The organism is Massilia consociata (genome assembly GCF_042432755.1).
Taxonomy (GTDB): Bacteria; Pseudomonadota; Gammaproteobacteria; order Burkholderiales; family Burkholderiaceae_D; genus Telluria; species Telluria consociata.
In genome coordinates this window covers 20,212-43,743 of the sequence record NZ_JBHLWP010000022.1, presented here as the reverse complement: position 1 = coordinate 43,743, position 23,532 = coordinate 20,212, and the positions used below count along the sequence as shown (strand labels likewise).

20 protein-coding genes are annotated in these 23,532 nt (G+C 65.8%); 8 read left to right on the top strand and 12 right to left on the bottom strand.

The genetic code is table 11. The features are described 5' to 3' along the window. The first annotated feature begins 72 nt into the window (after window positions 1-72). Together ACFFJK_RS20725 and ACFFJK_RS20720 are read left to right on the top strand one after the other, a co-directional pair. Window positions 73-1,287, top strand: a complete 1,215-nt coding sequence (locus ACFFJK_RS20725; RefSeq protein WP_379681572.1) for a cation:proton antiporter — start codon at window positions 73-75, stop codon at window positions 1,285-1,287. Then, window positions 1,277-2,419, top strand: a complete 1,143-nt coding sequence (locus ACFFJK_RS20720) for a YbdK family carboxylate-amine ligase (protein ID WP_379681571.1) — start codon at window positions 1,277-1,279, stop codon at window positions 2,417-2,419. The genes ACFFJK_RS20725 and ACFFJK_RS20720 overlap by 11 nt, the downstream gene beginning before the upstream one ends. A 126-nt stretch (window positions 2,420-2,545) precedes the next feature. Here ACFFJK_RS20720 and ACFFJK_RS20715 read toward each other — a convergent pair whose 3' ends face one another. From ACFFJK_RS20715 to ACFFJK_RS20705, 3 genes are all read right to left on the bottom strand, one after another. Continuing rightward, window positions 2,546-2,884, bottom strand: a complete 339-nt coding sequence (locus ACFFJK_RS20715) for a hypothetical protein (protein ID WP_379681570.1) — start codon at window positions 2,882-2,884, stop codon at window positions 2,546-2,548. A 111-nt stretch (window positions 2,885-2,995) separates the two neighbouring features. Further along, window positions 2,996-3,997 (bottom strand): gamma-glutamyl-gamma-aminobutyrate hydrolase family protein, encoded by a 1,002-nt coding sequence (locus ACFFJK_RS20710; RefSeq protein WP_379681696.1) that lies wholly within the window; start codon window positions 3,995-3,997, stop codon window positions 2,996-2,998. A gap of 184 nt (window positions 3,998-4,181) precedes the next feature. Further along, window positions 4,182-5,048, bottom strand: a complete 867-nt coding sequence (locus ACFFJK_RS20705; RefSeq protein WP_379681569.1) for a response regulator — start codon at window positions 5,046-5,048, stop codon at window positions 4,182-4,184. A gap of 156 nt (window positions 5,049-5,204) precedes the next feature. Here ACFFJK_RS20705 and ACFFJK_RS20700 point away from each other — a divergent pair, with 156 nt between their 5' ends. Together ACFFJK_RS20700 and parC are read left to right on the top strand one after the other, a co-directional pair. Continuing rightward, the gene (locus ACFFJK_RS20700; protein ID WP_379681568.1) at window positions 5,205-7,202 is read left to right on the top strand and encodes a DNA topoisomerase IV subunit B; all 1,998 of its coding nucleotides are present in this window, start codon (window positions 5,205-5,207) and stop codon (window positions 7,200-7,202) included. A 153-nt stretch (window positions 7,203-7,355) separates the two neighbouring features. Next, window positions 7,356-9,680, top strand: a complete 2,325-nt coding sequence (gene parC, locus ACFFJK_RS20695) for a DNA topoisomerase IV subunit A (protein ID WP_379681567.1) — start codon at window positions 7,356-7,358, stop codon at window positions 9,678-9,680. A gap of 212 nt (window positions 9,681-9,892) precedes the next feature. On the opposite strand, the gene ACFFJK_RS20690 is transcribed toward parC, so the two are convergent. The 4 genes from ACFFJK_RS20690 to ACFFJK_RS20675 form a co-directional block, all read right to left on the bottom strand. Continuing rightward, on the bottom strand, window positions 9,893-10,381 hold the full coding sequence (locus tag ACFFJK_RS20690; RefSeq protein WP_379681566.1) for a hypothetical protein: 489 nt from the start codon (window positions 10,379-10,381) through the stop codon (window positions 9,893-9,895). 155 nt (window positions 10,382-10,536) lie between these two features. Continuing rightward, on the bottom strand, window positions 10,537-11,973 hold the full coding sequence (locus tag ACFFJK_RS20685) for an IgA Peptidase M64 (protein ID WP_379681565.1): 1,437 nt from the start codon (window positions 11,971-11,973) through the stop codon (window positions 10,537-10,539). A gap of 61 nt (window positions 11,974-12,034) precedes the next feature. Beyond that, complete coding sequence (locus ACFFJK_RS20680; RefSeq protein WP_379681564.1) at window positions 12,035-13,390, bottom strand: cyanophycinase; 1,356 nt, start codon at window positions 13,388-13,390, stop codon at window positions 12,035-12,037. A 67-nt stretch (window positions 13,391-13,457) separates the two neighbouring features. Further along, on the bottom strand, window positions 13,458-13,895 hold the full coding sequence (locus ACFFJK_RS20675; protein ID WP_379681563.1) for a GNAT family N-acetyltransferase: 438 nt from the start codon (window positions 13,893-13,895) through the stop codon (window positions 13,458-13,460). Window positions 13,896-14,122: 227 nt separating this feature from the next. On the opposite strand from ACFFJK_RS20675, the gene argH reads away from it, so the two are divergent. From argH to ACFFJK_RS20655, 4 genes are all read left to right on the top strand, one after another. Beyond that, window positions 14,123-15,517 carry an argininosuccinate lyase gene (argH, locus tag ACFFJK_RS20670; protein ID WP_379681562.1) on the top strand — a complete coding sequence of 465 codons (1,395 nt, stop codon included), beginning with the start codon at window positions 14,123-14,125 and terminating at the stop codon, window positions 15,515-15,517. A 266-nt stretch (window positions 15,518-15,783) separates the two neighbouring features. After that, window positions 15,784-16,374, top strand: coding sequence for a PEP-CTERM sorting domain-containing protein (locus ACFFJK_RS20665; protein WP_379681561.1), 591 nt, complete (start codon window positions 15,784-15,786; stop codon window positions 16,372-16,374). 198 nt (window positions 16,375-16,572) lie between these two features. Beyond that, complete coding sequence (locus tag ACFFJK_RS20660) at window positions 16,573-17,256, top strand: HAD-IA family hydrolase (RefSeq protein ID WP_379681560.1); 684 nt, start codon at window positions 16,573-16,575, stop codon at window positions 17,254-17,256. Between the two features lie 80 nt (window positions 17,257-17,336). Continuing rightward, window positions 17,337-17,564 carry a hypothetical protein gene (locus ACFFJK_RS20655; RefSeq protein ID WP_036251760.1) on the top strand — a complete coding sequence of 76 codons (228 nt, stop codon included), beginning with the start codon at window positions 17,337-17,339 and terminating at the stop codon, window positions 17,562-17,564. A 20-nt stretch (window positions 17,565-17,584) separates the two neighbouring features. Here ACFFJK_RS20655 and ACFFJK_RS20650 read toward each other — a convergent pair whose 3' ends face one another. The 5 genes from ACFFJK_RS20650 to paaK all read right to left on the bottom strand — a co-directional run bounded on the left by ACFFJK_RS20650 (window position 17,585) and on the right by paaK (window position 23,524). Beyond that, window positions 17,585-18,058 (bottom strand): cupin domain-containing protein, encoded by a 474-nt coding sequence (locus ACFFJK_RS20650; protein WP_379681559.1) that lies wholly within the window; start codon window positions 18,056-18,058, stop codon window positions 17,585-17,587. A 74-nt stretch (window positions 18,059-18,132) separates the two neighbouring features. Next, the gene (gene paaZ / locus ACFFJK_RS20645; RefSeq protein WP_379681558.1) at window positions 18,133-20,184 is read right to left on the bottom strand and encodes a phenylacetic acid degradation bifunctional protein PaaZ; all 2,052 of its coding nucleotides are present in this window, start codon (window positions 20,182-20,184) and stop codon (window positions 18,133-18,135) included. A 185-nt stretch (window positions 20,185-20,369) separates the two neighbouring features. Beyond that, window positions 20,370-20,969, bottom strand: coding sequence for a phenylacetic acid degradation protein PaaY (gene paaY / locus ACFFJK_RS20640; protein WP_379681557.1), 600 nt, complete (start codon window positions 20,967-20,969; stop codon window positions 20,370-20,372). A 2-nt stretch (window positions 20,970-20,971) separates the two neighbouring features. Then, entirely contained in the window at window positions 20,972-22,177 is a 1,206-nt protein-coding gene (pcaF, locus tag ACFFJK_RS20635) for a 3-oxoadipyl-CoA thiolase (RefSeq protein ID WP_379681556.1), read from the bottom strand. Between the two features lie 21 nt (window positions 22,178-22,198). Next, window positions 22,199-23,524, bottom strand: a complete 1,326-nt coding sequence (gene paaK, locus ACFFJK_RS20630; RefSeq protein WP_379681555.1) for a phenylacetate--CoA ligase PaaK — start codon at window positions 23,522-23,524, stop codon at window positions 22,199-22,201. Window positions 23,525-23,532: the final 8 nt, after the last annotated feature.

Here is a 23,532-nt window from a genome sequence, read left to right as displayed (position 1 = left end):
ATGCGTGTCCACAGTGTGGTGGTGATTTGAACGCGCGGACGGCATAGCCGTCCACCCTACGAGAGGAAGCCGATGCCGGATTTGCTGCCCATCCTGACCAGCCTTGCGTGGCCGCTCGCGCTCGCCATTGCCTGGCTGGCCGGCGAATTCGGGCAGCGCTGGACCGGCCTGCCCCGCATCAGCTTCTACGGACTGGTCGGCTTCGCCCTGGCGTATTCGCAGGCCGGCGTGCTGCCGCTGCCCGACGCCGGACCGGTCGCCCTGCTGGCCGACATCGCCTTCGGCCTCATCCTGTTCGAGCTCGGCTACCGCATCAACCTGCGCTGGCTGCGCATCAATCCCTGGATCGGCGCGGCGGGCCTGGCTGAAGCCCTGCTGACCTTCGTGGCGGTGTACCTGGTCGCCATCGCCTTCGGCACCACGCAGCTGGTCGCGCTGATGATGGCCGCGCTCTCGATGGGCACCTCGCCCGCCACCGTGGTGCGCATCATCAACGAGCAGCGCAGCTCGGGGCAGGTAACCGAGCGCGTGCTGCACCTGACGGCGCTGAACTGCGTGCTGGCGGTGTTCGCGTTCAATGCCGTCATCGGCTTCTGGATCTTCCATACCTACGACGACGTCGCCGACGCGATCTGGCAGAGCCTCGTGATGCTGGCCGGTTCCGCGCTCGTCGGCGCCGTCTTCGGCGTGGCGGTGCCGGCCCTGCTGCGCGCGATCGGCCACCCGCGCCAGGATGCCACCGTCGCCTTTGCGCTGGCCGTGGTGCTGCTGGTGGCGATCTGCGATGCGGGAGCGCTCTCGCCCTATGTGGCGGCGCTGGCCTTCGGCCTGACCGCGCGCCACCGCCGCCTCGCGTTCAGCCAGGCGCAGCGCAACTTCGGCGCGCTCGGCGAACTGCTGACGGTGCTGCTGTTCGTCTACGCTGCGTCCACGCTCAACTGGGAGCAGATCGCCGTGGGCAGCGCACTGGCCGTCAGCGTGGTGCTGGTGCGGCTCGTGACCAAGCTGCTCGGCGTGACCGCCTTCGCGCACCTGTCCGGCGTCTCGTGGCGCAAGGGTGCGCTGACGGGGATCGGCCTGGCGCCGCTGTCCGTGTTCGTCATCCTCCTGATCGAGCATGCGCGCCATGCCGGCGTGCACGTGGTCGAGGAGCTGCGCGCGATGGCGGCGGTGACGATGCTGCTGGAGGTCTTCGGTCCGGTCATCATCCAGCGCGCACTCGTGTGGGCACGTGAATCGGCAACCGAATCCGCAACCGAGGCGCCGGAGCATCCCCATGCCACTTGAAGCCTTTACTTCGTCCCAGCCGCTCACCTTCGGGGTCGAGCTGGAACTGCAGCTGGTCAGCCTGTCCGACTTCAACCTGACGGCGGCGGCGCCCGACCTGCTGCACCTCCTGAAGCGCAAGCCCTTCCCCGGAAACGTGACGCCCGAGATCACCGAGAGCATGATCGAGATTAACTCGAGCGTGCACTCGTCGTACGGACCGCTGCTGGCGCAGCTGCTCGAGATCCGCGACACCCTGGTTGCGGCCGGCGACGTGCTCAACGTCGGCATCGCGGGCGGCGGCACGCATCCGTTCCAGCACTGGTCGGAGCAGAAGATCTCCGCCAAGCCGCGCTACGAATACCTGTCGCAGCTGTACGGCTACCTGGCCAAGCAGTTCACGGTGTTCGGGCAGCACGTACACATCGGCTGCGCCAACGGCGACGATGCGCTCTACCTGCTGCATGCGCTGAACCGCTACCTGCCGCACTTCATCGCACTGTCGGCCTCGTCCCCTTTCGTGCAGGGGCACGACAGCGGCTTCGACTCGGCACGCCTGAATTCCGTGTTCGCCTTCCCGATGAGCGGGCGCGCGCCCTTCGTCCTCACCTGGCGGGAGTTCACCGACGTGTACTTCGCCAAGATGGAGCGCACCAACATCATCAAGAGCATGAAGGATTTTTACTGGGACCTGCGGCCCAAGCCGGAATACGGCACCATCGAGCTGCGCGTGTGCGACACGCCGCTGACCGTGGAGCGCGCCGCGGCGATCGCAGCCTACCTGCAGGCCTTGTGCCGCCACCTGCTCACGCGCGCGGAAGCTCCACCCGTCGAGGACGATTACCTCGTCTACAACTACAACCGCTTCCAGGCCTGCCGCTTCGGGCTGGAGGGGTCGATCACGCATCCGAAGACCTACGAGAACGTGCCGCTGCGCGACGACATCCTGGCGACGCTGGAAATGATGATGCCGCATGCGCAGGCGCTGGGCAGCGTCGAGGCACTGGAGCACCTGGCCGCGGCGGCGCGCGGGGGAAGCGATGCGGCGCAGCTGCGCGGCTATTTCGAACGCGACGGCAGCGTCGAGGGAATGGTGAATGCGGCGATCCAGCGTTTCAGGGGGGACAGGCGGATGCGGTGGTCGCCGCCGTGACGTGGTCTGGATGGAATGCTGCCGCAAAACCTGGGCACCGGCGAAGGCCGGTGCCCAGGTTTTGCGCAGGTGGTCCAATCTACGTCTCGACAGGCTGCGATTCGGAAGCTGCCACGCCACCGCTTGTTACGCCGCCTTCCCACCCCACTGTCCTTTCATGAACCTGGCCAGCAGCGGCTGCTTCACCGGCAGTGGTGCTGGCAGCCGCTGGTCCACCAGAGCGGCCCAGCGCTCGGCCAGCTGGTCGCAGGTGGCCCGCAGCACCGGGTCGATCTCCGGCAGGCGCGCCAGCGCGCACAGGTGGCGCTCGATCACCGAAGCCAGCTTCACGCAGGGCTGTTCGCCATCGCCACGCGCGGTGTAATGCGACATCAGGTGCAGCAGCGACGCCACCAGCAGCACGTCCTGCCGGCCCTGCCCCGGCGCTGGCGCCGGCAGTGCCGGGTCTGCAAAGGGAATGTTCATGCACGCCTCTCCTCAACGGTTGCCCTGGAAATCAAACGAGAATGATTCTCATTCCATTATTATCCCGTAGACGGGCGAACGCAAGCGTTTTCGGCAGAAACGAAGCCCGGCTCAGAGCCGGGTTTCGCGCGCGGCGCGCAGGAATTCGTCGAGCACCGGCGTGCAGTCGAGCAGTTCGGTGCCGCCGGCGCGGTGGAACTCGGGGTGCCACTGCAGGCCCATGACGAAGTCGGCCCGCTCGTAGCGGATCGCCTCGACGATGCCGTCAGGGTCGGAATAGGCCTCGACGCGGATGTCGCGCCCCAGCTCCTTGACCGCCTGGTGGTGAATCGAATTGACGATCGGCCGCTCGACACCCGCAAACATCTTGCCGAGCGAAGACCCGGCCGGGAAGCGGATGGCGTGGCGGTGCGCGTCGTAGATGTCGTGCACGTGGGCCATCGCCTCCGGCAGGTTGGTGACGACATCCTGGTAGAGCGTACCGCCGAAGGCGACGTTGATCAGCTGGCAGCCGCGGCACACGCCCAGCACCGGCTTGCCGGCATCGACGAATTCGTGCAGCAGTTCAAGTTCATACACGTCGCGCGCCCGGTCGCCGCTCCATTCGGGGCGGGTCGGGACTTCGGAATAGGTCTGCGGCGCCACGTCCGCCCCGCCCTGCAGCACCAGCCCGTCGAGGTGGCGCGCGTAGTGACGCAGGGTGATGTTGCTGGGGTGAAGCAGCCCGTTCGTGTTCACGGTCGGGATCATGAAGACCAGCACATCGCGCGACATCACCCACTGGGCAATCGATTCTTCGAGGTACTGGAGATTCTTGCTGAGCAGGCCTTTCGAGCCTGGCTCCGGATGGAAGATGCGTGCCGATACGCCGATATGGAGCGTCCGGTGCATGAAATCGCGGTTGAAACGCTCGCGCAGTGCACGCCAGCGCGAGCTCAGGACCCGTCCCGCCAACGCCAGCGGCGTATCGCCGTCGCGCTGGTAGCGGGGTATGCCCCGCAGGGATGGCCCGCGCGTCGCACGCCTGTCAGGGATCCGTACGGGCGAGTCGGGACGCTTTTCGATCGGGGGACCGGGCGTTTCTTCGGGTGGGTTTCGTTCGTCTTCCGCCATGACCATCAATATAGCCTTGCTACGGCCGCGCACGATTTGAATTTGTTACAAAAATTCCATCGTTTGGCCGGCAAGATCCATGGCGGCGTGTGCTTTCGAGACAACGCAGCGGCGTGGCATGGCCGGAACGGCAGCTTGCAGGATTTCCATTTTCAGTTAATACTGTATGCAATTACAGTAGTTTTCAGGCCGGCAGGGCCAGCAACTTCTGGAAAGTGGCGACCAGGTGGCGGTCGGCCACCGGTTTGTCGAGCAGGCCGCGTACACCGGCGTCGCGTGCCCGCAGGCTGTCGTACTTGAACGATTGCCCGACAAGGAACAGCACGGCGGTGCGCCCCGCCCCATCCTGCGACTTGATGGCGCTGCTCAGGCTGTAGGGCTCGATGCCGGGGGCACAGGTGTTGATCATGACGAGCGAGACGGGGGTTTCATCGCACAGGCGCACGGCGGCGCGGCTGCTGTCGGTCCATTCGACCGGCCGGCCGCAGTTGCCGACGCAGTTGTCGAACGTGGTACCGAGCTTGTTGCCGACCACGCGCGCCACGTGGTCGCGGAAGACGCCGCCCTTGTCGATGATGAGCACTGCGCCGTCGGGCGGTCCCTGGCGCATCCGCTGGTAATGGGCCGGGGCTTCGGTATCGGGCCCCAGCCTCGGCCTTCGTCGCCGCTCCGGCAGGCAGTGCTCGCCGCGCGCGGCCAGTGCCGCCAGTGCCTGCACATGGTTGTCGAGCAGCTCGGCCAGGGTACTGTAGAGCCGGGCCGGGTCGACGGACCGCGGCAGGGCGCGCCGGCTGCCGGCGTCGCCGCCACCGCCGCCGATGAGCAGGATCGGTTGCAGGCTGCCGGGCGGCAGGCAGGACAGCCGCGCCAGCGCGGCAGGGTTGTCGCCATTGGCCAGGTAGAGGTCGGGCTCTTGCAAGCTGTCGTCGTGCAGGCAAAAATACGACGGCCCCGTGCGTGGGGCTTGCGCCAGCAGGCTCTCCAGCCGGGCGCATTCAGCAGGCGCGAATCCGACCAGGCGGACGGTGTAGGGATATCTGGTGGCGTGCATCGCTTTTCCAGCCTTTCCTTTGGCATCTTCCGAGCCACATCGTTTTAATCTAGCACAACGGTGCGGACAAACAAGCACGTTTGAGATCTCGAAAAGATCAATTCTTTTCCGTCCGACAAGATAGAATGCGCAAGCATTAAATTTAAGAACTTCAGCATGGCGACCAAGAAACCCGCATCCGACTACAGCGAATCATCCATCCGCGTCCTCAAGGGACTCGAGCCCGTGAAACAGCGTCCGGGCATGTACACCCGGACCGAAAATCCGCTGCACATCATCCAGGAAGTAATCGACAACGCCTCGGACGAGGCGTTGGGCGGACACTGCAAGAACATTGCCGTGACGCTGAATACGGACGGCTCGGTCACGGTCGAGGACGACGGCCGCGGTATTCCGGTTGGACTGCATCCGGAAGAAAACGTGCCGACCGTCGAGATCGTATTCACCCGCCTGCACGCGGGCGGCAAGTTCGACAAGGGCTCGGGCGGCGCCTATGCGTTCTCGGGCGGCCTGCACGGCGTCGGCGTCTCGGTGACGAATGCCTTGTCCACGCGCCTGGAAATCACCGTCTGGCGCAAGGACGAGAACGGCAACGGCGTGCACCAACTGGCCTTCGAAGCCGGCGAGGTCGTGGAGCCGCTGAGCTCGCGCCCTGCCGAGCGTGGCGGGAAGAAGAACGGTACCCGCGTCACCGCCTGGCCCGATGGCAAATATTTCGATTCACCGAACATTCCCCTGAGCGAGATGCAGCGCCTGCTGCGCTCGAAGGCGGTGCTGCTGCCGGGCGTGACCGTCACGCTCACCAACGCCAAGACCGGCGACGTCCAGACCTGGCGCTACGACGAAGGCCTGCGCGGTTACCTCACCGAAGCGCTGGCCCAGAGCTCGAACGGCCAGACCGTGATTCCCCTGTTCGAAGGCGCGCAGTATGCGGCAGCCGGCGACGAAGGCTTCGCCGAGGGCGAAGGCGCGGCCTGGGTGGTGGCCTGGACCGAGGAAGGCTCGGTGGTGCGCGAATCCTACGTCAACCTGATCCCGACCGTCAGCGGCGGCACGCATGAATCCGGCCTGCGCGACGGCCTGTTCGGCGCCGTGAAAAGCTTCGTGGAGATGCACTCGCTGCTGCCCAAGGGCGTCAAGCTGCTGCCCGAAGACGTGTTCGCACGCGTCTCGTTCGTGCTGTCGGCCAAGGTGCTCGACCCGCAGTTCCAGGGCCAGACCAAGGAGCGCCTGAATTCGCGCGACGCGGTCAAGCTGGTCTCGACCTTCACCCGTCCGCCGCTCGAACTGTGGCTGAACCAGCACGTCGAATACGGCAAGAAGCTGGCCGAACTCGTCATCAAGCAGGCGCAATCCCGCCTGCGTTCGCTGCAAAAGGTCGAGAAGAAGAAATCCTCGGGCGTGGCCGTGTTGCCGGGCAAGCTGACCGACTGCGAATCGACCGACATCACGCGCAACGAACTGTTCCTGGTCGAGGGCGACTCGGCGGGCGGCTCGGCCAAGATGGGCCGCGACAAGGAGTTCCAGGCCATCCTGCCGCTGCGCGGCAAGGTCCTGAATTCCTGGGAGACCGACCGCGACCGCCTGTTCGCCAACAACGAGATCCACGACATCGCGGTGGCGATCGGCGTCGACCCGCACGGCGTGGACGACAACCCGGACCTGACCGGCCTGCGCTACGGGAAGATCTGCATCCTGTCCGATGCGGACGTGGACGGCTCGCACATCCAGGTGCTGCTGCTCACGTTGTTCTTCAAGCACTTCCCTGCCCTGTTCCGCAACGGCCACGTGTGCATCGCGCGCCCGCCGCTGTACCGCGTGGACGTGCCGGCACGCGGCAAGAAGCCGATCCAGAAGCTGTACGCCCTGGACGACGGCGAACTGCTGGCGATCGAGGACAAGCTGAAAAAAGAAGGCCTGAAGGAAGGCAGCTGGAGCATCTCGCGCTTCAAGGGCCTGGGCGAGATGAACGCCGAACAGCTGTGGGAAACCACCATGAACCCGGACACCCGCCGCCTGCTGCCGGTGGCCTTGGGCCAGTACAACCTGGCCGAGTCGGCATCGCGCTTCAACATGCTGATGGGTAAAGGCGAAGCCGCCGCCCGTCGGGCGTGGCTGGAAGAGCACGGCAATGAAACTGAGGCGGATATCTGATGAGGTAGTGGTCCGCTTGCAAACTTGGATTCCCGCCTGCGCGGGAATGACGGTCTTGAGGCCAGTGGCTGAAAAACCGTCGCTCCCGCGCAGGCGGGAGCCCAATTTTTGCTAGCGCCGCTACCAGCCCCGCCCAAGAACGAACAAACAATCATGACGACGCAAGCAAGCCTCTTCGAACAACAACACGAGCCCTCCGACGACGTCGAGACGCTCACCCTCTCCACCTTCGCCGAGCGCGCCTACCTCGACTATGCCGTCTCGGTGGTCAAGGGCCGCGCCCTGCCGGACGTCTCGGACGGCCAGAAGCCGGTCCAGCGCCGCATCCTGTTCTCGATGCACGAACTGGGGCTGGGCCACACCGCCAAGCCGCGCAAATCCGCCACCGTGGTCGGCGATGTGCTCGGTAAACTGCACCCGCACGGCGACCAGTCGGTGTACGACGCGCTGGTGCGCATGGCCCAGGATTTCTCGCTGCGCTACCCGCTGATCGACGGCCAGGGCAACTTCGGCTCGCGCGACGGCGACGGCGCTGCGGCGATGCGCTACACCGAAGCGCGCCTGACGCCGGTGTCGCGCCTGCTGCTCGACGAGATCGACATGGGCACGGTGGACTTCGTGCCGAACTACGACGGCTCGACCCTTGAACCACGCCAGCTGCCGGCGCGCCTGCCGATGGTGCTGCTCAACGGCGCCTCCGGCATCGCGGTCGGCATGGCCACCGAAATCCCCTCGCACAACCTGCGCGAAGTGGCGCAGGCGGCAGTCAGCCTGATCCGCAACCCGAAGATCACCCATGCCGAGCTGATGACCTACGTCACCGGCCCGGACTTCCCTGGCGGCGGCCAGATCATCACCCCGGCCTCGCAGATCGCCGACATGTACGCCAGCGGCCGCGGCTCGCTGAAGGTGCGTGCGCGCTGGAAGATCGAGGAGCTGGCGCGCGGCCAGTGGCAGGCGGTCGTGACCGAACTGCCGCCGGGTACCTCGGCGCAGCGCGTGCTCGAAGAGATCGAGGAACTGACCAACCCGAAGGTCAAGATGGGCAAGAAGACGCTGCTGCCCGAGCAGCTGGCGCTCAAGCAGACCATCCTCGGCGCGCTCGACACCGTGCGCGACGAGTCGGGCCGCGAAGCGGCGGTGCGCCTGGTGTTCGAACCGAAGTCGAAGAACCAGGACCAGACCGAATTCATGCTCATGCTGCTGGCGCACACCTCGCTGGAGACCTCGAGCCCGATGAACCTGGTGATGATCGGCGGCGACGGCCGCCCGCGCCAGAAGGGCCTGCTGGAGATCCTGCAGGAATGGATCGACTTCCGCTTCGTCACCATCCGCCGCCGTACCGAGTTCAGGCTGGGCAAGGTCAACGACCGCATCCACATCCTGGAAGGCCGCGAGACCGTCCTGCTGAACATCGACGAGGTGATCTCGATCATCCGCAATTCGGACGAGCCGAAGGCGGCCCTGATCGAGCGCTTCCGCCTGTCGGAGCGCCAGGCCGAGGACATCCTCGAGATCCGCCTGCGCCAGCTGGCGCGCCTGGAAGCGATCAAGATCCAGCAGGAGCTGGCCGAGCTGCGCTCGGAAAAGGAAAAGCTCGAGGACATCCTGGAAAATCCGTCGTCGATGAAGCGCCTGATCATCCGCGAGATCGAATCGGACGCCAAGCAGTACGGCGACGAGCGCCGCACCCTGATCGAAGAGGCGCAGCGCGCCGTGGCCGAGCAGAAGATCATCGACGAGCCGGTGACGGTGATCGTCTCGGAAAAAGGCTGGGTGCGCGCGCGCACCGGCATTGGCCACGACCCGGCGCAGTTCACCTTCAAGGCCGGCGACTCGCTGTACAAGGCTTTCGAATGCCGCACCGTCGACACCCTGCTGGGCATCGGCAGCAACGGCAAGGTGTATTCGGTGCCGGTGGCGGCGCTGCCGGGAGCGCGCGGCGACGGCGTGCCGATCACGACCCTGGTCGACCTGTCGGGCGGCGTCCGTATCCTGCACTACTTCGCGGGCAATCCGGAAACGCGCCTGCTGCTGGCCGCCTCGAACGGCTTCGGCTTCGTCGCCAAGGCCGGCGACATGGTCAGCCGCCTGAAGGGCGGCAAGTCCTTCATCACGCTGGACGACGGCGCCGTGCCGCTGCCGCCGCGCATCGTGCTCGACAATGCCGGCGCGGTGGCCTGCCTGTCCGAGAAGGGCCGCGTGCTGGTGTTCGGCATCGACGAGATGAAGGTGCTGACCAATGGCGGGCGCGGTGTGACGCTCATGGAACTGGAACCGAAGGAAACCCTGCTGGCGGCGCAACCGATCAGCCAGAAGGGCGTGAACGTCATCGGCACCTGGGCCGGCTCGAAGCCGCGCACGGTGGAGCTGTTCGCGTCCGGCCTGGAGCCGCACTTCGGCAAGCGGGCGCGCAAGGGCAAGCCGCTGTCGGCCAAGCTCAAGGCGCAGGACCTGGCGATGCGGTCGACGGACTGAACGGGCCTTGTTGTGCGATAAAGAACGCCGGTTCGATGCCGGCGTTTTTTGTACCTGGTGCACGCAAGCGCTTGTGGGTGCGCACCGAACTTGGGTTCCGGCCTGCGCCGGAACCCAATTTTGCACACGCACCAATAAGGTCAGCAACAAACAAAACGCCGGCGGCAAGCCGGCGTTCTTCATTCACACAATACAGCTTACTTCTTCGCAGCTTACTTCTTCGCCGCCGCCTGATGCACCTCGGCCATCGCCTCGGCCCGCACGGCCTCGGTCTTCGCCGCAGCGGTCGCCTTGTCTGCAGCCGCATCGACCTGGGTTTTCAGCAGCTTCTCGTCGGCCTTGATCATCTTGCGGTCGGTCTTCAGGTTCACATCGGCCAGTTTTTCCTGGGCCTTGGCAGCCACCTTGGCGCGGTCTTCCGGATCGGCCTTGGCGACTTTTTCTACCGCATCGTTATGGGCCTCGACGGCCTTGGCATGCGCCTTTGACCGCTTTTCGTTGGCGTCGGCCACGGCCTCGCGCACTCGCTCGTCGGCCTTGGCCGCGACCTTGGCTTCCTTCTCTTCCGCCTTGGCGATGTCCTTCTCGGCTTCGGCTTCCGCTTTCACGACGGCCTTGGTGGCGGCTGGAGTGGCGGTGGTCTGGGCGTTGGCGGCAGTAGCCAGCAGGCCGGCGATGAGGGTGGCGATCAGCTTGTTCATGGTGTTTCCTTTCCGGTGGTGGTCACGCAGTCCAGCGCATATCCAGCGATATCTGCGTAATAGTTGTTGTCTGACTACGAGTCCAGAATACGGACTCCCCACTCGCCGGGTCTGTTAGCCACGCCACTTAGGCAGATCGGAGTTGTAAGCAAACTTTACTGCCGGGCAGGCCCGGCGTAGAGGTCGATGATGTCGGCAATCCCGTCCTGGCAGACCGGGCAGAACGCCTCGCTGCGGTCGAACATCAGGCACTGCATCGTCGGCCGGAAGTAACCGCTGGCTTCATAGTTCGCGCCTTCGAATGCGCCCACGTCGTGGCGATGCGGCAGTGGCCGACCAGGCTTGCCGGCAAACAGCGCATTGGTCGCTTTCAGGTCCTCGTGGAACAAGGCATTCATCTCGCTTTCCGGACGCTTGGCCGCACGCAAGTCGGCGCGCTTTTTCTGGTAGGCACGCGACGCTGCTTCGTATTGCGCCTTCGGCCACGGGGTCGGCAGCGGCGTGCCGGCCTTCACGTGGCGCTTCCACTTGATGTTGGCCGGATCGCGCAGTGCGGTGACGTTCGGCTCCCACGGCTCCATGCGCGTGCTGGCGGCCGCGTAGGCGACCGGCGAGGTGTAGTACTCGTCGGCCAGGCCGGCGAAGTGGTGGCCGAATTCGTGCACGAACAGGTAGTTGGCCCACGCGTTGCCGGCCGCCGCGGTGCTGAACTGGCCGAAGATGCCGCCGCCGCCGTAGGTCTCGTTGTTGACCAGGATTTCGATGAACTCGTAGGGCGCGTGCTGGGCGATGTCGCGCAGCGCGCGGTTGTCGAGCGTGAGCACGTAGCGCTCGCTGTCGAAAATGTCGTAGCGCGTGCCCAGCGGCGACGCACGGTGCGTGCCTTCCGAAGGGCGGCTGATGCCCGATTCTTCCGTCGGCACGGCCAGCGCCCACACATTGAAATCCCTGGCGCGCTCGCGGAACGGCGACACCGTGAACAGGTGCTGCGTCAGGCGCCGCGCATCCGCTTCAAATTTGTTCATCTCGGCCGCGGTGTAGCCGTCGCCCATGACCAGCAGGTCGACCTTGTCGGGCGACGGGCCGCTGACATGGATCGGGATCGGTTTCACTGGCAGTGCCGGCTGCTTCTTCACCACCTCCTGCGCATCGGTATCGACCTCGACGCTCCATGCGACCGAGAACTGGTTGCGCTCGTCGCGCTGGAGGATGCGCACGCGCACCGGGCGGTCCGGCTTCGGGAAGCGCACCGATTCCTGGAAGCTGCGGCTGATCTTGTTCGCTTCGTCGGTGGTGCGCCACTCCCCGAAAATGGTCGAGAAGCCGCGCGAATACAACAGGTCGCCGGTCTTCGCATCGACCACCTCGACACGGTTGTGGCCGCGGTTCGTGTCGTCGAGGTTACGCGCCGTGCTGCCGGGCCAGGGCAGCGGCTCGATGACGACGCGTTCGAGGGCGTACTGGTCTTGCAGTGCGTTGCCGCTGTGGGTGTAGTCGACCCGGACAGTGGCCGGCTGGGCCGGCTGGGCCATCGTGCTTGCAGGGCCCAGCGCCAGCACGGCAATCAGGAAGCGAAGGAAAAGACGGAGCATGGACGGTCCTCGAAAGGGAAAGGTCGTCCATTCTACTGCGGGAAGGATGCCAGTTCGACCATCACCTGGCGGCGTCCGCCTTGCTGTCGCCGGACCCGGAACCTGCGGACGACACCGCCAGGGACCCGGCCTGCCGGTACTGGTACAGCGGCCGCGGCACGACGATCGGCCGCACGTCAAGCCGCATGTTGTAGACCGAATAGAACTCGGTGAGCGAGGACATGTAGCCGACGCTGTCGTCCGTGCGCGTGAGCTTGAATTCGAAGCCGAGGTCGGGCTGGGCGCCGTGCGGGCTGCCGAGCGAGAGGCCGATGGCGTCAAGCTGGTCGCTGTCGATCAGCTTGGCCATCAGGTCGACCACCGTGCTGTTGCCGAGGATATCGGCCGAGAAGATCGGCTCCCGGTAATACGGCTTGCCCGGGTCGACCTTGTTGTCGATCTTGTCCTGCGACGGCGTGAACACCCGCGTGGCGAGGTTGAAGCGGTCGCCGTTGTCCAGGTAGCTCAGGCGCACGTTGCTGACGCTCAGTGGCCCCCCCTGCAGGCCATCCTGCGGCACCGCCCGCGACAAATCGACCAGCAGCGCGCCGCGATAACCGATCACCTCCACGTCGCGGTCGGGGCCGACCACCATCGCGGTGTTCTCGTCGATGCCGAGGCCGATCTTGTAGCCCTTCTTGAGCATGGCCGGCACCATGCGCGCGAAACGCCCGCGCACCAGCAGGTGCTGGTCGATGAAGACGTCGTCGCCGATGAAGCCCAGGCCGGGCGTGATTTCCTTGCCGTCGTCGAGGCCGAGCTTGAGGGTGGCATGGACCGGCTTGGGATGGCCGAACATGGTGCTGCTCATGATGGCGGCGCCGGCGCTGGAGCCGGCGATGACGCCGCCGCGCCGGTACATGTCCCACAGCGCGTCGAGCATGCGGGTGTTGCTGCCGTCCGCACGGCGCAGCGCGCGCGTGATGCGGCCCTGGTCGCCGCCCGCGAAGAAGACCCCGCCGGCGGTGCGCACGCTGGCGGCCAGGGCGGGATCGTCGGCCGCCGCCCGGTAGTCGGTGCCGCTCAGGCGCACGGCGACCGGCACGAAGAATGCCCTGGCGCCGTACTGGTTGAATCGTTCTACGAGGAATTTGCCCGCTTTTTCGGGATTGGCGGAAGCGGAAGCGAACACGGCGATGCGGGCGCCCTTGCCGCCCGCGAGCTGGACCATGCGTTCCCATACGGCCGCGTTATCGCCGCGCAAGGCACCACCGATGATGACGAGCGAGCCCTTCGGCTGCACGGCTTCCGCGGCGCCGAGCGGATGGCTGCCCAGGATGGCGACACCGAGCAATGCACGCACGATCAGTTTCGTGGCGAGCTTCGTGGCAAGCTTCGCGGCAACCTGGACGACAACATGGGCGACGACCTGGAACATGCGGCTTCCTCTCGGTTCAGACTATCGTAAGCCTGATTCGAGAAGGGCGTCGCCGTGTTGAGTATGCTCAGGACAAATATATGTTCGGAAAGTATCGCTCCATCCAGGCTTCCGGCTGCTGGAGCGGGGTGAATTCGAAGCGTTCGAACAGGCTGTGCGCGTTGTTCGTATTCACGGTGAAACGGCGCAGCTTTTGCAGGCTGGGATGGCGCAGCACGACGCCGATCATCTGCTTGCCGTAGCCGTGGCCGCGGTACTCCGGCACGACGAACACATCGACCATGTTGGCGAAGGTGGCATAGTCGGTGATGACCCGTGCGAAGGCGATCTGGCGGCCGTCGAGATAGCCGCCGAAGCACAGCGAATTCTCGATGGCGCGCTCGACGACAGGACGCGAAATGCCGACGGCCCAGGTGGATTGTTCGCTCAGGAAGCGGTAGATCATCGGGACATCGAGCCGCGATTGGTCGGTACTGACCTGGAAGCTGGAATCGTTGGTAATCATGGGAACCGTGGATCTGGCAAAAAAACCAATTCTAGCGCCGTTTGCATGGTGCCTAACGCGCAATTGGACGCCCGCTTCCGATAGCCGCCGGGCGTCCATACACGGGCCCGGCTAGCAGCGCGGCCATTGTGCAGGCAAGGCTCGGCAGCGGCAGTGCCGGTCTTTCGGGCCCGACTCGGTCATACACATGCCAGTTATAATCGTGGGATACCAACAGGGATCCCACCATGACCGAACAATTCTCCAAGAAAGCCGAAGCCTGGTCGGCGCGCTTCTCCGAACCCGTCTCCGACCTCGTCAAGCGCTATACCGCCTCCGTATTCTTCGACAAGCGCCTGGCGCCGTTCGACATCCAGGGCTCGCTCGCCCACGCCGAGATGCTGGCCGCGCAAGGCATCATCAGCGAGCAGGACCGTGCGGAGATCGAGCGCGGCATGGCACAGATCAAGGGCGAGATCGAGGCCGGCACCTTCGAGTGGCTGCTGGACCTGGAAGACGTGCACCTGAACATCGAGAAGCGCCTGACCGAACTGGTCGGCGACGCCGGCAAGCGCCTGCATACCGGCCGCTCGCGCAACGACCAGGTGGCTACCGACATCCGCCTGTACGTGCGTGCGGCCATCGACGACATCGTCGGCCTCTTGAACAGCCTGCGCAGTGCCCTGACGGACCTGGCCGAGCGCCATGCCGACACCATCATGCCGGGCTTTACCCACCTGCAGGTCGCCCAGCCGATCACCTTTGGCCACCACATGCTGGCCTACGTCGAGATGTTCGGTCGCGACCTTGAACGCATGCAGGACGCGCGCCGCCGCGTGAACCGCCTGCCGCTGGGCGCGGCCGCCCTGGCCGGCACCACCTTCCCGATCGACCGCCTGCGCGTGGCGAAAACCCTGGGCTTCGAGGACGTGTGCCACAACTCGCTCGACGCCGTGTCGGACCGCGACTTCGCCATCGAATTCACCGCCGCCGCCTCGCTGATCATGATGCACGTCTCGCGCTTCTCGGAAGAGCTGGTGATGTGGATCAGCCCGCGCATCGGCTTCATCGACATCGCCGACCGCTTCTGCACGGGCTCGTCGATCATGCCGCAAAAGAAGAACCCGGACGTGCCGGAACTGGCGCGCGGCAAGACTGGCCGCGTCTATGGCCACCTGAACGGCCTCCTGACGCTGATGAAAGGCCAGCCGTTGGCCTACAACAAGGACAACCAGGAAGACAAGGAACCGCTGTTCGACACCATCGACACCGTCACCGACACCCTGCGCATCTTCGCCGACATGGCCGGCGGCATCACGGTCAAGGCAGAGAACATGCGCGCCGCCGCCCTGCAGGGCTATGCGACGGCGACCGACCTGGCCGATTACCTGGTCAAGAAGGGCCTGCCCTTCCGCGACGCGCACGAAGCCGTGGCGCACGCGGTGCGCGCCTGCGACGTGGCCGGCTGCGACCTGTCGGAGATGTCGCTGGAACAGCTGCGCGCGTTCTCTCCGCTGATCGAACAGGACGTGTTTGCCGTGCTCACGCTGGAAGGCTCGGTGGCGGCGCGCGACCACGTGGGCGGCACGGCGCCGAATCAGGTGCGCAAGGCGATCGCGCGCGTGCGCCAGCAACTGGCGTAATGCAGGGTGGACGGCGCTGCCGTCCACGCGTTCACACCCGGCACAAGTAAACGCAAGGTTTGCTTCCATACCGGCCGAACGCGCGGCCGGCAAAACCGGCTCCCGTCTGCCAGCCCTTGTGTCGAAAATATTTACACTTCAAGGAAGGTGAATAGTAAGCTTTTCGGCAAGTTGTTGAATATACGTATTTATTTCCTTTTGGCATGGTAATTGCATTTATGCACGAACTGCAGGGATTCCTACGTACAACAACAACTGGAGCCATCATGTTCAAACAACTCGTATCCAACACCCCAGCCGTTGCGCTCGCCGTAGCCATCGCATTCGCTTTCGCTCCCGCCGCCAACGCCGGCGTGCTCACCTGGAACATCACCGGGCCGGGCACCACCGCGGCAACCCAGACCGCAGCCGGAGCCGACCTGACCTACGCACTTGCCGGACCGGACGTGTACTCGACGCAGAGCTGGAGCGCGACGGCCATTGCCGACAAAGCCGGCGACTACAGTTTCGACTGGACCTATAGCGGCTTCCACGCCTACTTCATGGTTACCGCATTCCTGAACGCGTCGTCCTCGATGGGCAGCACCGATTCGCTCGTCAATGCCGGCCCTGCAAATTGCTGCAGCGCGCCTTCGGGCGGCTTTGGCTATGCGGGCACCTACACCTTCGCCAACGTCAATGCCGGCGATACCCTGCAGTTCACGTTCGGCGGCACCAACGGCGACTCGGACGCGCGCCTCCTGGGCACGCTGTCGCTGAAACAGCAAGAAGCCAGCGACGTGCCGGAACCGGCATCGGCAGCGCTGTTCGGCCTGGCCCTCGCAGGCCTGCTGGCTGCACGCCGCCGCGTCCGCTGATCCGGCCCGGCTGCCATCCAGCCCAACGGCAACCCACCTGGGTTGCCGTTTGTTATTCCGGAATGCTCACTCCCATGGTTTTTCAAGCAAGGGCATGATTGGCCGGTCTGGCGGGCGAAAGGCTTGCGCCGTTTGCGCTATGCTGGGCGCCCTGCCCGCTTCAGCGGGCCTTGCTCAACCGATAACGAGAACCCATCCGTGACGCCGACCAACCCTAACGTCCTGCCCGCGCGTGAATATGCCGCCTTCCTGTTCGACATGGACGGCACCATCCTCACTTCGATCAAGTCCGCCGAGCGGGTCTGGAGCGCGTGGGCATTGCGCCACGGGCTCGACCCGGTGACGTTCGTGCCCACCGTCCACGGCAAGCGCACCGAGGACACCATCCGTAAGCTGGGCCTGCCCGGCGTGGATCCGGTGGCCGAGGCGCTGGGCATTGCGCTGGCCGAGATCGAGGACGTGGCCGACATCGAGGAAATCGCCGGCGTGGGGCGTTTCCTGGCCAGCCTGCCGACGGACCGCTGGGCGATCGTCACCTCGGCCTCGCGCCCGCTTGCCACGGCGCGCATCGCCGCCGCCGGCCTGCCCCTGCCGCCCCTGCTGGTGTCGGCCGAAGACGTCAAGCACGGCAAGCCGGCGCCGGACCCGTTCCTGCTGGGCGCGAAAAAACTGGGCGTGGCGCCGCAGGATTGCCTGGTATTCGAGGACACGCCGATCGGGCTGGCGGCCGCCGAGGCAGCCGGCATGGACAGCATCGTCGTCACCGCCACCCACACGCATCCCGTGGAGACGCGTTCGGCCCCGGTGCCGGACTATGCGGATCTGGTTGCCGTGCGGACGGAAAGCGGGCTGCTGAAGGTGCAGCGCAAGATCGGTCATTGAACGCCGGATCCGCATGGCGCCTTGTACTGACAAGGACCATGCCCACATGGATGGTATCGACGTAAGCCATGGAGATGCACATGCACCGCTACCGCAACACGAGCGGCGAATCCGGTGTGGTCGCCTACGACATCGACAAGGACTCGATCACCATCCAGTTCACCGGAGGCGACCGTTATCTGTACACCGAGCGCAGCGCCGGGGCCGAGAACATTGCCAGAATGCAGGAACTGGCGCGCGAGGGACGCGGCTTGTCCACCTTCGTGAGCCAGCACATCCGCAGCCGCTATGCGAGGAAGCTGAACTGAGCTGATACAGGCCGGTTTGCTCAGCCGTGCGGCGCGCGCGGTGGATACGGCGTGCCGTCCTTGTGCGTATAGGTATCCGTCGCGCCGTCATAGCGCAGGTCGATGTCGGGATAGCTCGCCACGTCTTCCTTGACGCGCGAGCCGACGCACAGGAACACTCCCTGCCCCCAGCTGCGGTTGACGAGATGGTGGCCGTTCGGCTTTCCCGCCGGGAAAGCCGCGCAGTCCCCGGCGCGCATGATGGTCTCGCCTTCGTCGGTCACCAGCACCAGTTCCCCGGACACGATCATCACGAACTCGTCCTCGTGCGAGTGCCAGTGACGCTGCGACGAGGCCGCGCCCGGCTGCAGCTCGACCAGGTTGACGCCGAACTGGGCCAGGCCGCCGGCGTCGCCGAGTGCCTGCCTGGTGCGTCCGTCCACCAGCTCGGCGAACTGCTCGGGGTAGCCCGTGCCTTTCAGTACGGGAATACTGCTCAGGTCCAGTCTCGCCATGCCTTCGGTCTCCTCGGTTGATCGTGGGCGGCGGTGCCATCCACGCACGCGTTATCGTTAGCTATCGCCAGGTTCTAGCCGCGTTTTTGCACCAGCGTCAGGATATCGTAACTCGCCACCAGTTCGTCGTGTTGATTCGTCACCTGCACGTCCCACGCCACCACGCCCTGGCCGCGCCCCTGTTCGTCCGTGCGGTTGCGGTCGACCTTGCGCTTGCAGGTCAGGCGGGCGCGGATGGTGTCGCCGATCGCCACCGGCGCCACGAAGCGCAGGTTGTCCAGGCCGTAGTTGGCCAGCACCGGGCCCGGCGCCGGCGACACGAACAGGCCCGCCGCCGCCGACAGCACGAAGTATCCGTGGGCGATGCGCTTGCCGAACTGGGTGTCCTTGGCCGCGATCTCGTCGAAGTGCATGTAGAAGTAGTCACCCGAGACGCCGCCGAAGTTGACGATGTCCGCCTCGCTCACGGTGCGGCGGTGGGTCAGCAGCGAATGGCCTACCTCCAGGTCCTCGAACCAGCGGCGGAACGGGTGCACTTCCGTTTCCTTCACTGCGCCGCCGCGCACGTACTCGCCGGTGACGGCGCCCAGCATGGTCGGCGAACCCTGCACCGCGGCGCGCTGCAGGAAGTGTTTCACCGCCCGGATGCCGCCCAGCTCCTCACCGCCGCCGGCGCGGCCCGGGCCGCCGTGCTTGAGCTGCGGCAGCGGCGAGCCGTGGCCGGTGGAGTCCACCGCCGATTCGCGCTCGAGGATGTGCACGCGCCCATGCGAGGCGGCCGCGATCGGTACCGCGTGGGCGGCGATCGCCGGGTCCCTGGTCACCAGCGTCGTCACCAGGCTGCCCTTGCCGCGCGCGGCGAGAATCAGGGCTTCGTCGATGTCGCGGTAGGTCATCAGGGTAGAGACCGGGCCGAAAGCCTCGATGTCGTGCACGGCGTCGTTATTCAATGCGTTGCGGCACAGCAGCAGGGTCGGGGCGAAGAAGGCGCCGTTGGCGCAGCCATCGCCCACCGGGTTGAAGCCGTCGCGGGCGCTATACAAGACCTCGTTGCCGCGCGCGAGCATTTCGACGCGCTCGGAGACGTCGCGGTGCTGGTCCATCGAAGCCAGCGCACCCATGCGCACGCCCTCGACCTTCGGGTTGCCGACGGTGATCTTCGCCAGGCGCTCGCGCAGGCGGCTGCCTACGGCATCGGCGTGCTGCTCGGGCACGATGACGCGGCGGATGGCCGTGCACTTCTGGCCGGCCTTGCCGGTCATCTCGCGCGCCACTTCCTTGACGAACAGGTCGAACTCCGGATCGTCGGGGGTCACGTCCGGCGCCAGGATCGCGCAGTTGAGCGAGTCGGCTTCGGCCGTGAACGGGACGGACTGGCGGATCAGGTTCTGGTTGGCCTTCAGCTTGGCGGCGGTGTCGGCCGAGCCGGTGAAGGTCACGGCGTCGAAACCGCCCAGGCGGTCGAGCAGGTCGCCGGTGGAGCCGATGACGAGCTGCAGCGCGCCTTCCGGCAGCAGGCCGGACTCCATCATCATTTTCACTGTCGCGTGGGTCAGGTAGCTGGTGGCGGTAGCCGGCTTGACGATGCAGGGCATCGCGGCCAGGAAGCTCGGCGCGAATTTTTCCAGCATGCCCCAGATCGGGAAGTTGAAGGCATTGATGTGCACCGCCAGGCCGCCGCGCGGCACCAGGATGTGGGTACCGGCGAAGCCGCCGCGCTTGCCCAGGCTAATTGCCGGGCCTTCGTGCAGCACGTTCGAGGACGGCAGCTCGCGCGAGCCCATGCTGGCGTAGGCGAACAGGGTGCCGATGCCGCCTTCGACGTCGACCCAGCTGTCCGGACGGGTGGCGCCGGTCAGGTGCGAGATCTCGTACAGCTCTTCCTTGCGCTCCATGAGGTACAGGGCCAGCGCCTTCAGGCGCTGGGCGCGCTTCTGGAAATCCAGCGCCATCAGCTGGGGCACGCCGGTCTTGCGGGCATAGGTGACGGCCTCGTCGAAATCGATCGGTTCAAGGTGGGTGTGGAAGATCAGTTCGTTGTTCAGCGCGCTGTGCAGCGGCATGTGTGCCTCGAGGCCGTGCCAGCGGCCGGCGATCAGGCTTTGCAAGGTGGCGATGTTGCCCATGTTTTTGTCTCCAGTCAGTTATCTCTTCAGGTATTGCCGACCTAATTCATATCCGCCACGGTTAACCAGCGTCATTCCGCGCAGGCTGGGATCCAGGTTCGCTTCGCAGCCGTCTGCGCAAGCCGACACTACTCACACAACATTGGGTTCCCGCCTGCGCGGGAACGACGGGGCCGGCGGTGCAATCAGGCTTTCGGCTTGTGCCTGCCCTCGGGGTCGAACTCGATGCCCCTCCGGCCCGGCTCCACTTCCGTCAACGCCTCGACTTCTCGCATCGTCTGCAGCGAGCGCAGGTTCAGCTCGTGGTACTGGCGCGTCCCGAAACTCTTCCACTTCACGTCGTCATCGGTGAGCTCGCGCATGACCTTTGCGGGCGTGCCCATCACCATGCTGCGCGGCGGGATGATCATCCCCGCCTTCACGAAACTCATCGCGGCCACGATCGACTCCTCGCCCACCACCGCCTTGTCCATCACGACCGCATTCATGCCCACCATCGCATTGCGCTTGATGCGGCAGCCGTGCAGCACCGCGCCATGGCCGATGTGGCCATCGACTTCGACCACCGTATCCTCGCCCGGGAAGCCGTGCATCACGCAGGTGTCCTGCAGGTTGGCGCCCTCTTCCAGGATCAGGCGCCCGAAGTCGCCGCGCATCGAGGCCAGCGGGCCGATGTAGCAGCGCGGGCCGACGATCACGTCGCCGATCAGGACAGCGCTCGGATGCACGTAGGCTGTGGGATGCACCACCGGTCGCACGCCGTCGATCTCGTACACCTTGACCATGCTTACACCCGCTCGACGATGATCGCGATGCCCTGGCCCACGCCGATGCACATCGTGCACAGCGCGTAGCGCCCCTTGGTGCGATGCAGCTGATTGACGGCCGTGGTCACCAGGCGTGCGCCCGAAGCACCGAGCGGGTGGCCGAGCGCGATCGCGCCGCCGTTCGGGTTCACGTGCGCCGCGTCGTCCGGCAAGCCGAGGTCGCGCATCACGGCCAGGCCCTGGGCGGCGAAGGCTTCGTTCAGTTCGATGACGTCCATCTGGGCCAGCGTCAGCCCGGTCTGCGCCAGCAGCTTCTTCACGGCCGGCGCCGGGCCGAAGCCCATGATGCGCGGCGCCAGGCCGGCGGTGGCCATGCCGACCACGCGGGCGCGCGGCGTGAGGCCGAAACGCGACGCGGCGTCGCCGGATGCCAGCAGCAGCGCGCAGGCGCCGTCGTTCAGGCTCGATGCATTGCCGGCGCTGACCGTCCCGTCGGGCATCACCACGCCCTTCAGTTTTGCCAGCGCGTCGATGCTGGTATCCGGGCGCGGCTGCTCGTCGGTGTCGAACACGCGCGACTCGCCCTTTTTGGAGTGCAGCGTGACCGGCACGATCTCGTCCTTGAAGAAGCCCTCCGCATTGGCACGGGCCCAGCGCTGCTGGCTGCGCAGCGCAAAGGCATCCTGGTCCGCGCGGTTGATATTGAACTCCACCGCCACGTTCTCGGCGGTTTCCGGCATCGAGTCGATGCCGTACTTCGCCTTCATGAGCGGATTGACGAAGCGCCAGCCAAGGGTGGTGTCCTCGATCTTGGCCGCGCGCGAGAAGGCGCTGTCGGCCTTGCCCATCACGAAGGGCGCGCGGGTCATGCTTTCGACGCCGCCGGCAATGATCAGGTTCGCTTCGCCGGCGCGGATGGCGCGCGCGGCGGTGCCGACGGCATCCATGCCCGAGCCGCACAGGCGGTTGATGGTATTCGCCGGCACCTCCTGCGGCAGCCCGGCCAACAGCGCGGCCATGCGGCCGACGTTGCGGTTGTCCTCGCCCGCCTGGTTGGCGCAACCGTAGAACAGGTCGTCGACGGCAGCCCAGTCGACATCCTTGTTGCGATTGATGAGGGCGGCGATCGGCAGCGCGCCCAGGTCGTCGGCGCGCACCGTCGAGAGCGCGCCGCCGTAGCGGCCAAAGGGGGTGCGGATGGCGTCGCAGATGAATGCGTCAGTCATGTTGTCTCCTTGGTATTCGGTTCAGTTCCTGGGGCGCTTGTCCACCACGCGCCGGGCCTTGCCGGTCAGCGTGCGTTCGATGCCGCCGGGCGGCATCAAGCACACGCGCGTGGTCACGCCCACATGGGTCTTGATGCAGTGTTGCAGTTCGCGGCAGAGCAGGTCCACGTCGTTCGGCGACAAGGCGCCGTCACGCAGTTCGCCCAGCACTTCCAGGGTGTCGAGGTGGCCGTCGCGCGCCACCACCAGTTGGTACTGCGGCGCCAGCGCCGGCATGTTCAGGATGATCTCTTCGATCTGGCTCGGGAATACATTGACGCCGCGGATGATGAGCATGTCGTCCGAGCGTCCCGTGATGCCCCCCATGCGGCGCATCGAACGCGATGTCGGCGGCAACAGGCGCGTGAGGTCGCGCGTGCGGTAACGGATGATCGGCAGCGCTTCCTTGGTGAGCGAAGTGAACACCAGCTCGCCCTCTTCCCCGTCGGGTACGACCGCCCCGGTGTCGGGGTCGATGATCTCGGGATAAAAATGGTCTTCCCAGATGACCGGGCCATCCTTGCTCTCGATGCACTCGCTGGCCACGCCAGGGCCCATCACTTCCGAGAGACCATAGATATCGACCGCGTCGATGCCGGCGCGGGTTTCGATTTCGCGGCGCATGGCGTCGGTCCATGGCTCGGCGCCGAAGATGCCGACCTTGAGCGAGGACTTTGCCGGGTCCAGCCCCTGGCGCGTGTACTCCTCGATGATGTTCAACATGTACGAGGGCGTGACCATGATGATCGCGGGCTTGAAGTCCTCGATCAGCTGCACCTGCTTCTCGGTCTGCCCGCCCGACATCGGGATCACCGTGCAGCCGAGCCGTTCGGCGCCGTAGTGCGCACCGAGGCCGCCCGTGAACAGGCCGTAGCCATAGGCGACGTGCACCATGTCGCCGCCACGCCCGCCCGCCGCGCGGATCGAGCGCGCGACCACGCCGGCCCAGGTGTCGATGTCGCGCTGGGTGTAGCCGACCACGGTCGCCTTGCCGGTGGTGCCGCTCGAGGCGTGGATGCGCGCTACCCTCTCGCGCGGCACCGCGAACAGGCCGAAGGGGTAGTTGTCGCGCAGGGTCTTCTTGTCGGTGAACGGGAACTTCGCCAGGTCGCCGAGCGACTTGAGGTCGCCAGGGTGCACGCCGGCGGCGTCGAAGGCGGCGCGGTAGTGCGGCACGTTCTCGTAGGCGTGGCGCAGCGACCATTTCAGGCGCTCGAGCTGCAGGGCCTGCAGTTCGTCGCGGCTGGCGCGTTCGATCGGCTCCAGCTCCTGCGCAGCAGGGGCGGAAGAAAATGCGCGTTGGACCATCTCGACCT

Coding starts and splice junctions, on each gene's coding strand:
- ACFFJK_RS20725 (WP_379681572.1), top strand. CDS start 73: ATGCCGGATTTGCTGCCCATCCTGACCAGCCTTGCGTGGCCGCTCGCG.
- ACFFJK_RS20720 (WP_379681571.1), top strand. CDS start 1,277: ATGCCACTTGAAGCCTTTACTTCGTCCCAGCCGCTCACCTTCGGGGTC.
- ACFFJK_RS20715 (WP_379681570.1), bottom strand. CDS start 2,884: ATGAACATTCCCTTTGCAGACCCGGCACTGCCGGCGCCAGCGCCGGGG.
- ACFFJK_RS20710 (WP_379681696.1), bottom strand. CDS start 3,997: ATGGCGGAAGACGAACGAAACCCACCCGAAGAAACGCCCGGTCCCCCG.
- ACFFJK_RS20705 (WP_379681569.1), bottom strand. CDS start 5,048: ATGCACGCCACCAGATATCCCTACACCGTCCGCCTGGTCGGATTCGCG.
- ACFFJK_RS20700 (WP_379681568.1), top strand. CDS start 5,205: ATGGCGACCAAGAAACCCGCATCCGACTACAGCGAATCATCCATCCGC.
- parC (WP_379681567.1), top strand. CDS start 7,356: ATGACGACGCAAGCAAGCCTCTTCGAACAACAACACGAGCCCTCCGAC.
- ACFFJK_RS20690 (WP_379681566.1), bottom strand. CDS start 10,381: ATGAACAAGCTGATCGCCACCCTCATCGCCGGCCTGCTGGCTACTGCC.
- ACFFJK_RS20685 (WP_379681565.1), bottom strand. CDS start 11,973: ATGCTCCGTCTTTTCCTTCGCTTCCTGATTGCCGTGCTGGCGCTGGGC.
- ACFFJK_RS20680 (WP_379681564.1), bottom strand. CDS start 13,390: ATGTTCCAGGTCGTCGCCCATGTTGTCGTCCAGGTTGCCGCGAAGCTT.
- ACFFJK_RS20675 (WP_379681563.1), bottom strand. CDS start 13,895: ATGATTACCAACGATTCCAGCTTCCAGGTCAGTACCGACCAATCGCGG.
- argH (WP_379681562.1), top strand. CDS start 14,123: ATGACCGAACAATTCTCCAAGAAAGCCGAAGCCTGGTCGGCGCGCTTC.
- ACFFJK_RS20665 (WP_379681561.1), top strand. CDS start 15,784: ATGTTCAAACAACTCGTATCCAACACCCCAGCCGTTGCGCTCGCCGTA.
- ACFFJK_RS20655 (WP_036251760.1), top strand. CDS start 17,337: ATGCACCGCTACCGCAACACGAGCGGCGAATCCGGTGTGGTCGCCTAC.
- ACFFJK_RS20650 (WP_379681559.1), bottom strand. CDS start 18,058: ATGGCGAGACTGGACCTGAGCAGTATTCCCGTACTGAAAGGCACGGGC.
- paaZ (WP_379681558.1), bottom strand. CDS start 20,184: ATGGGCAACATCGCCACCTTGCAAAGCCTGATCGCCGGCCGCTGGCAC.
- paaY (WP_379681557.1), bottom strand. CDS start 20,969: ATGGTCAAGGTGTACGAGATCGACGGCGTGCGACCGGTGGTGCATCCC.
- pcaF (WP_379681556.1), bottom strand. CDS start 22,177: ATGACTGACGCATTCATCTGCGACGCCATCCGCACCCCCTTTGGCCGC.
- paaK (WP_379681555.1), bottom strand. CDS start 23,524: ATGGTCCAACGCGCATTTTCTTCCGCCCCTGCTGCGCAGGAGCTGGAG.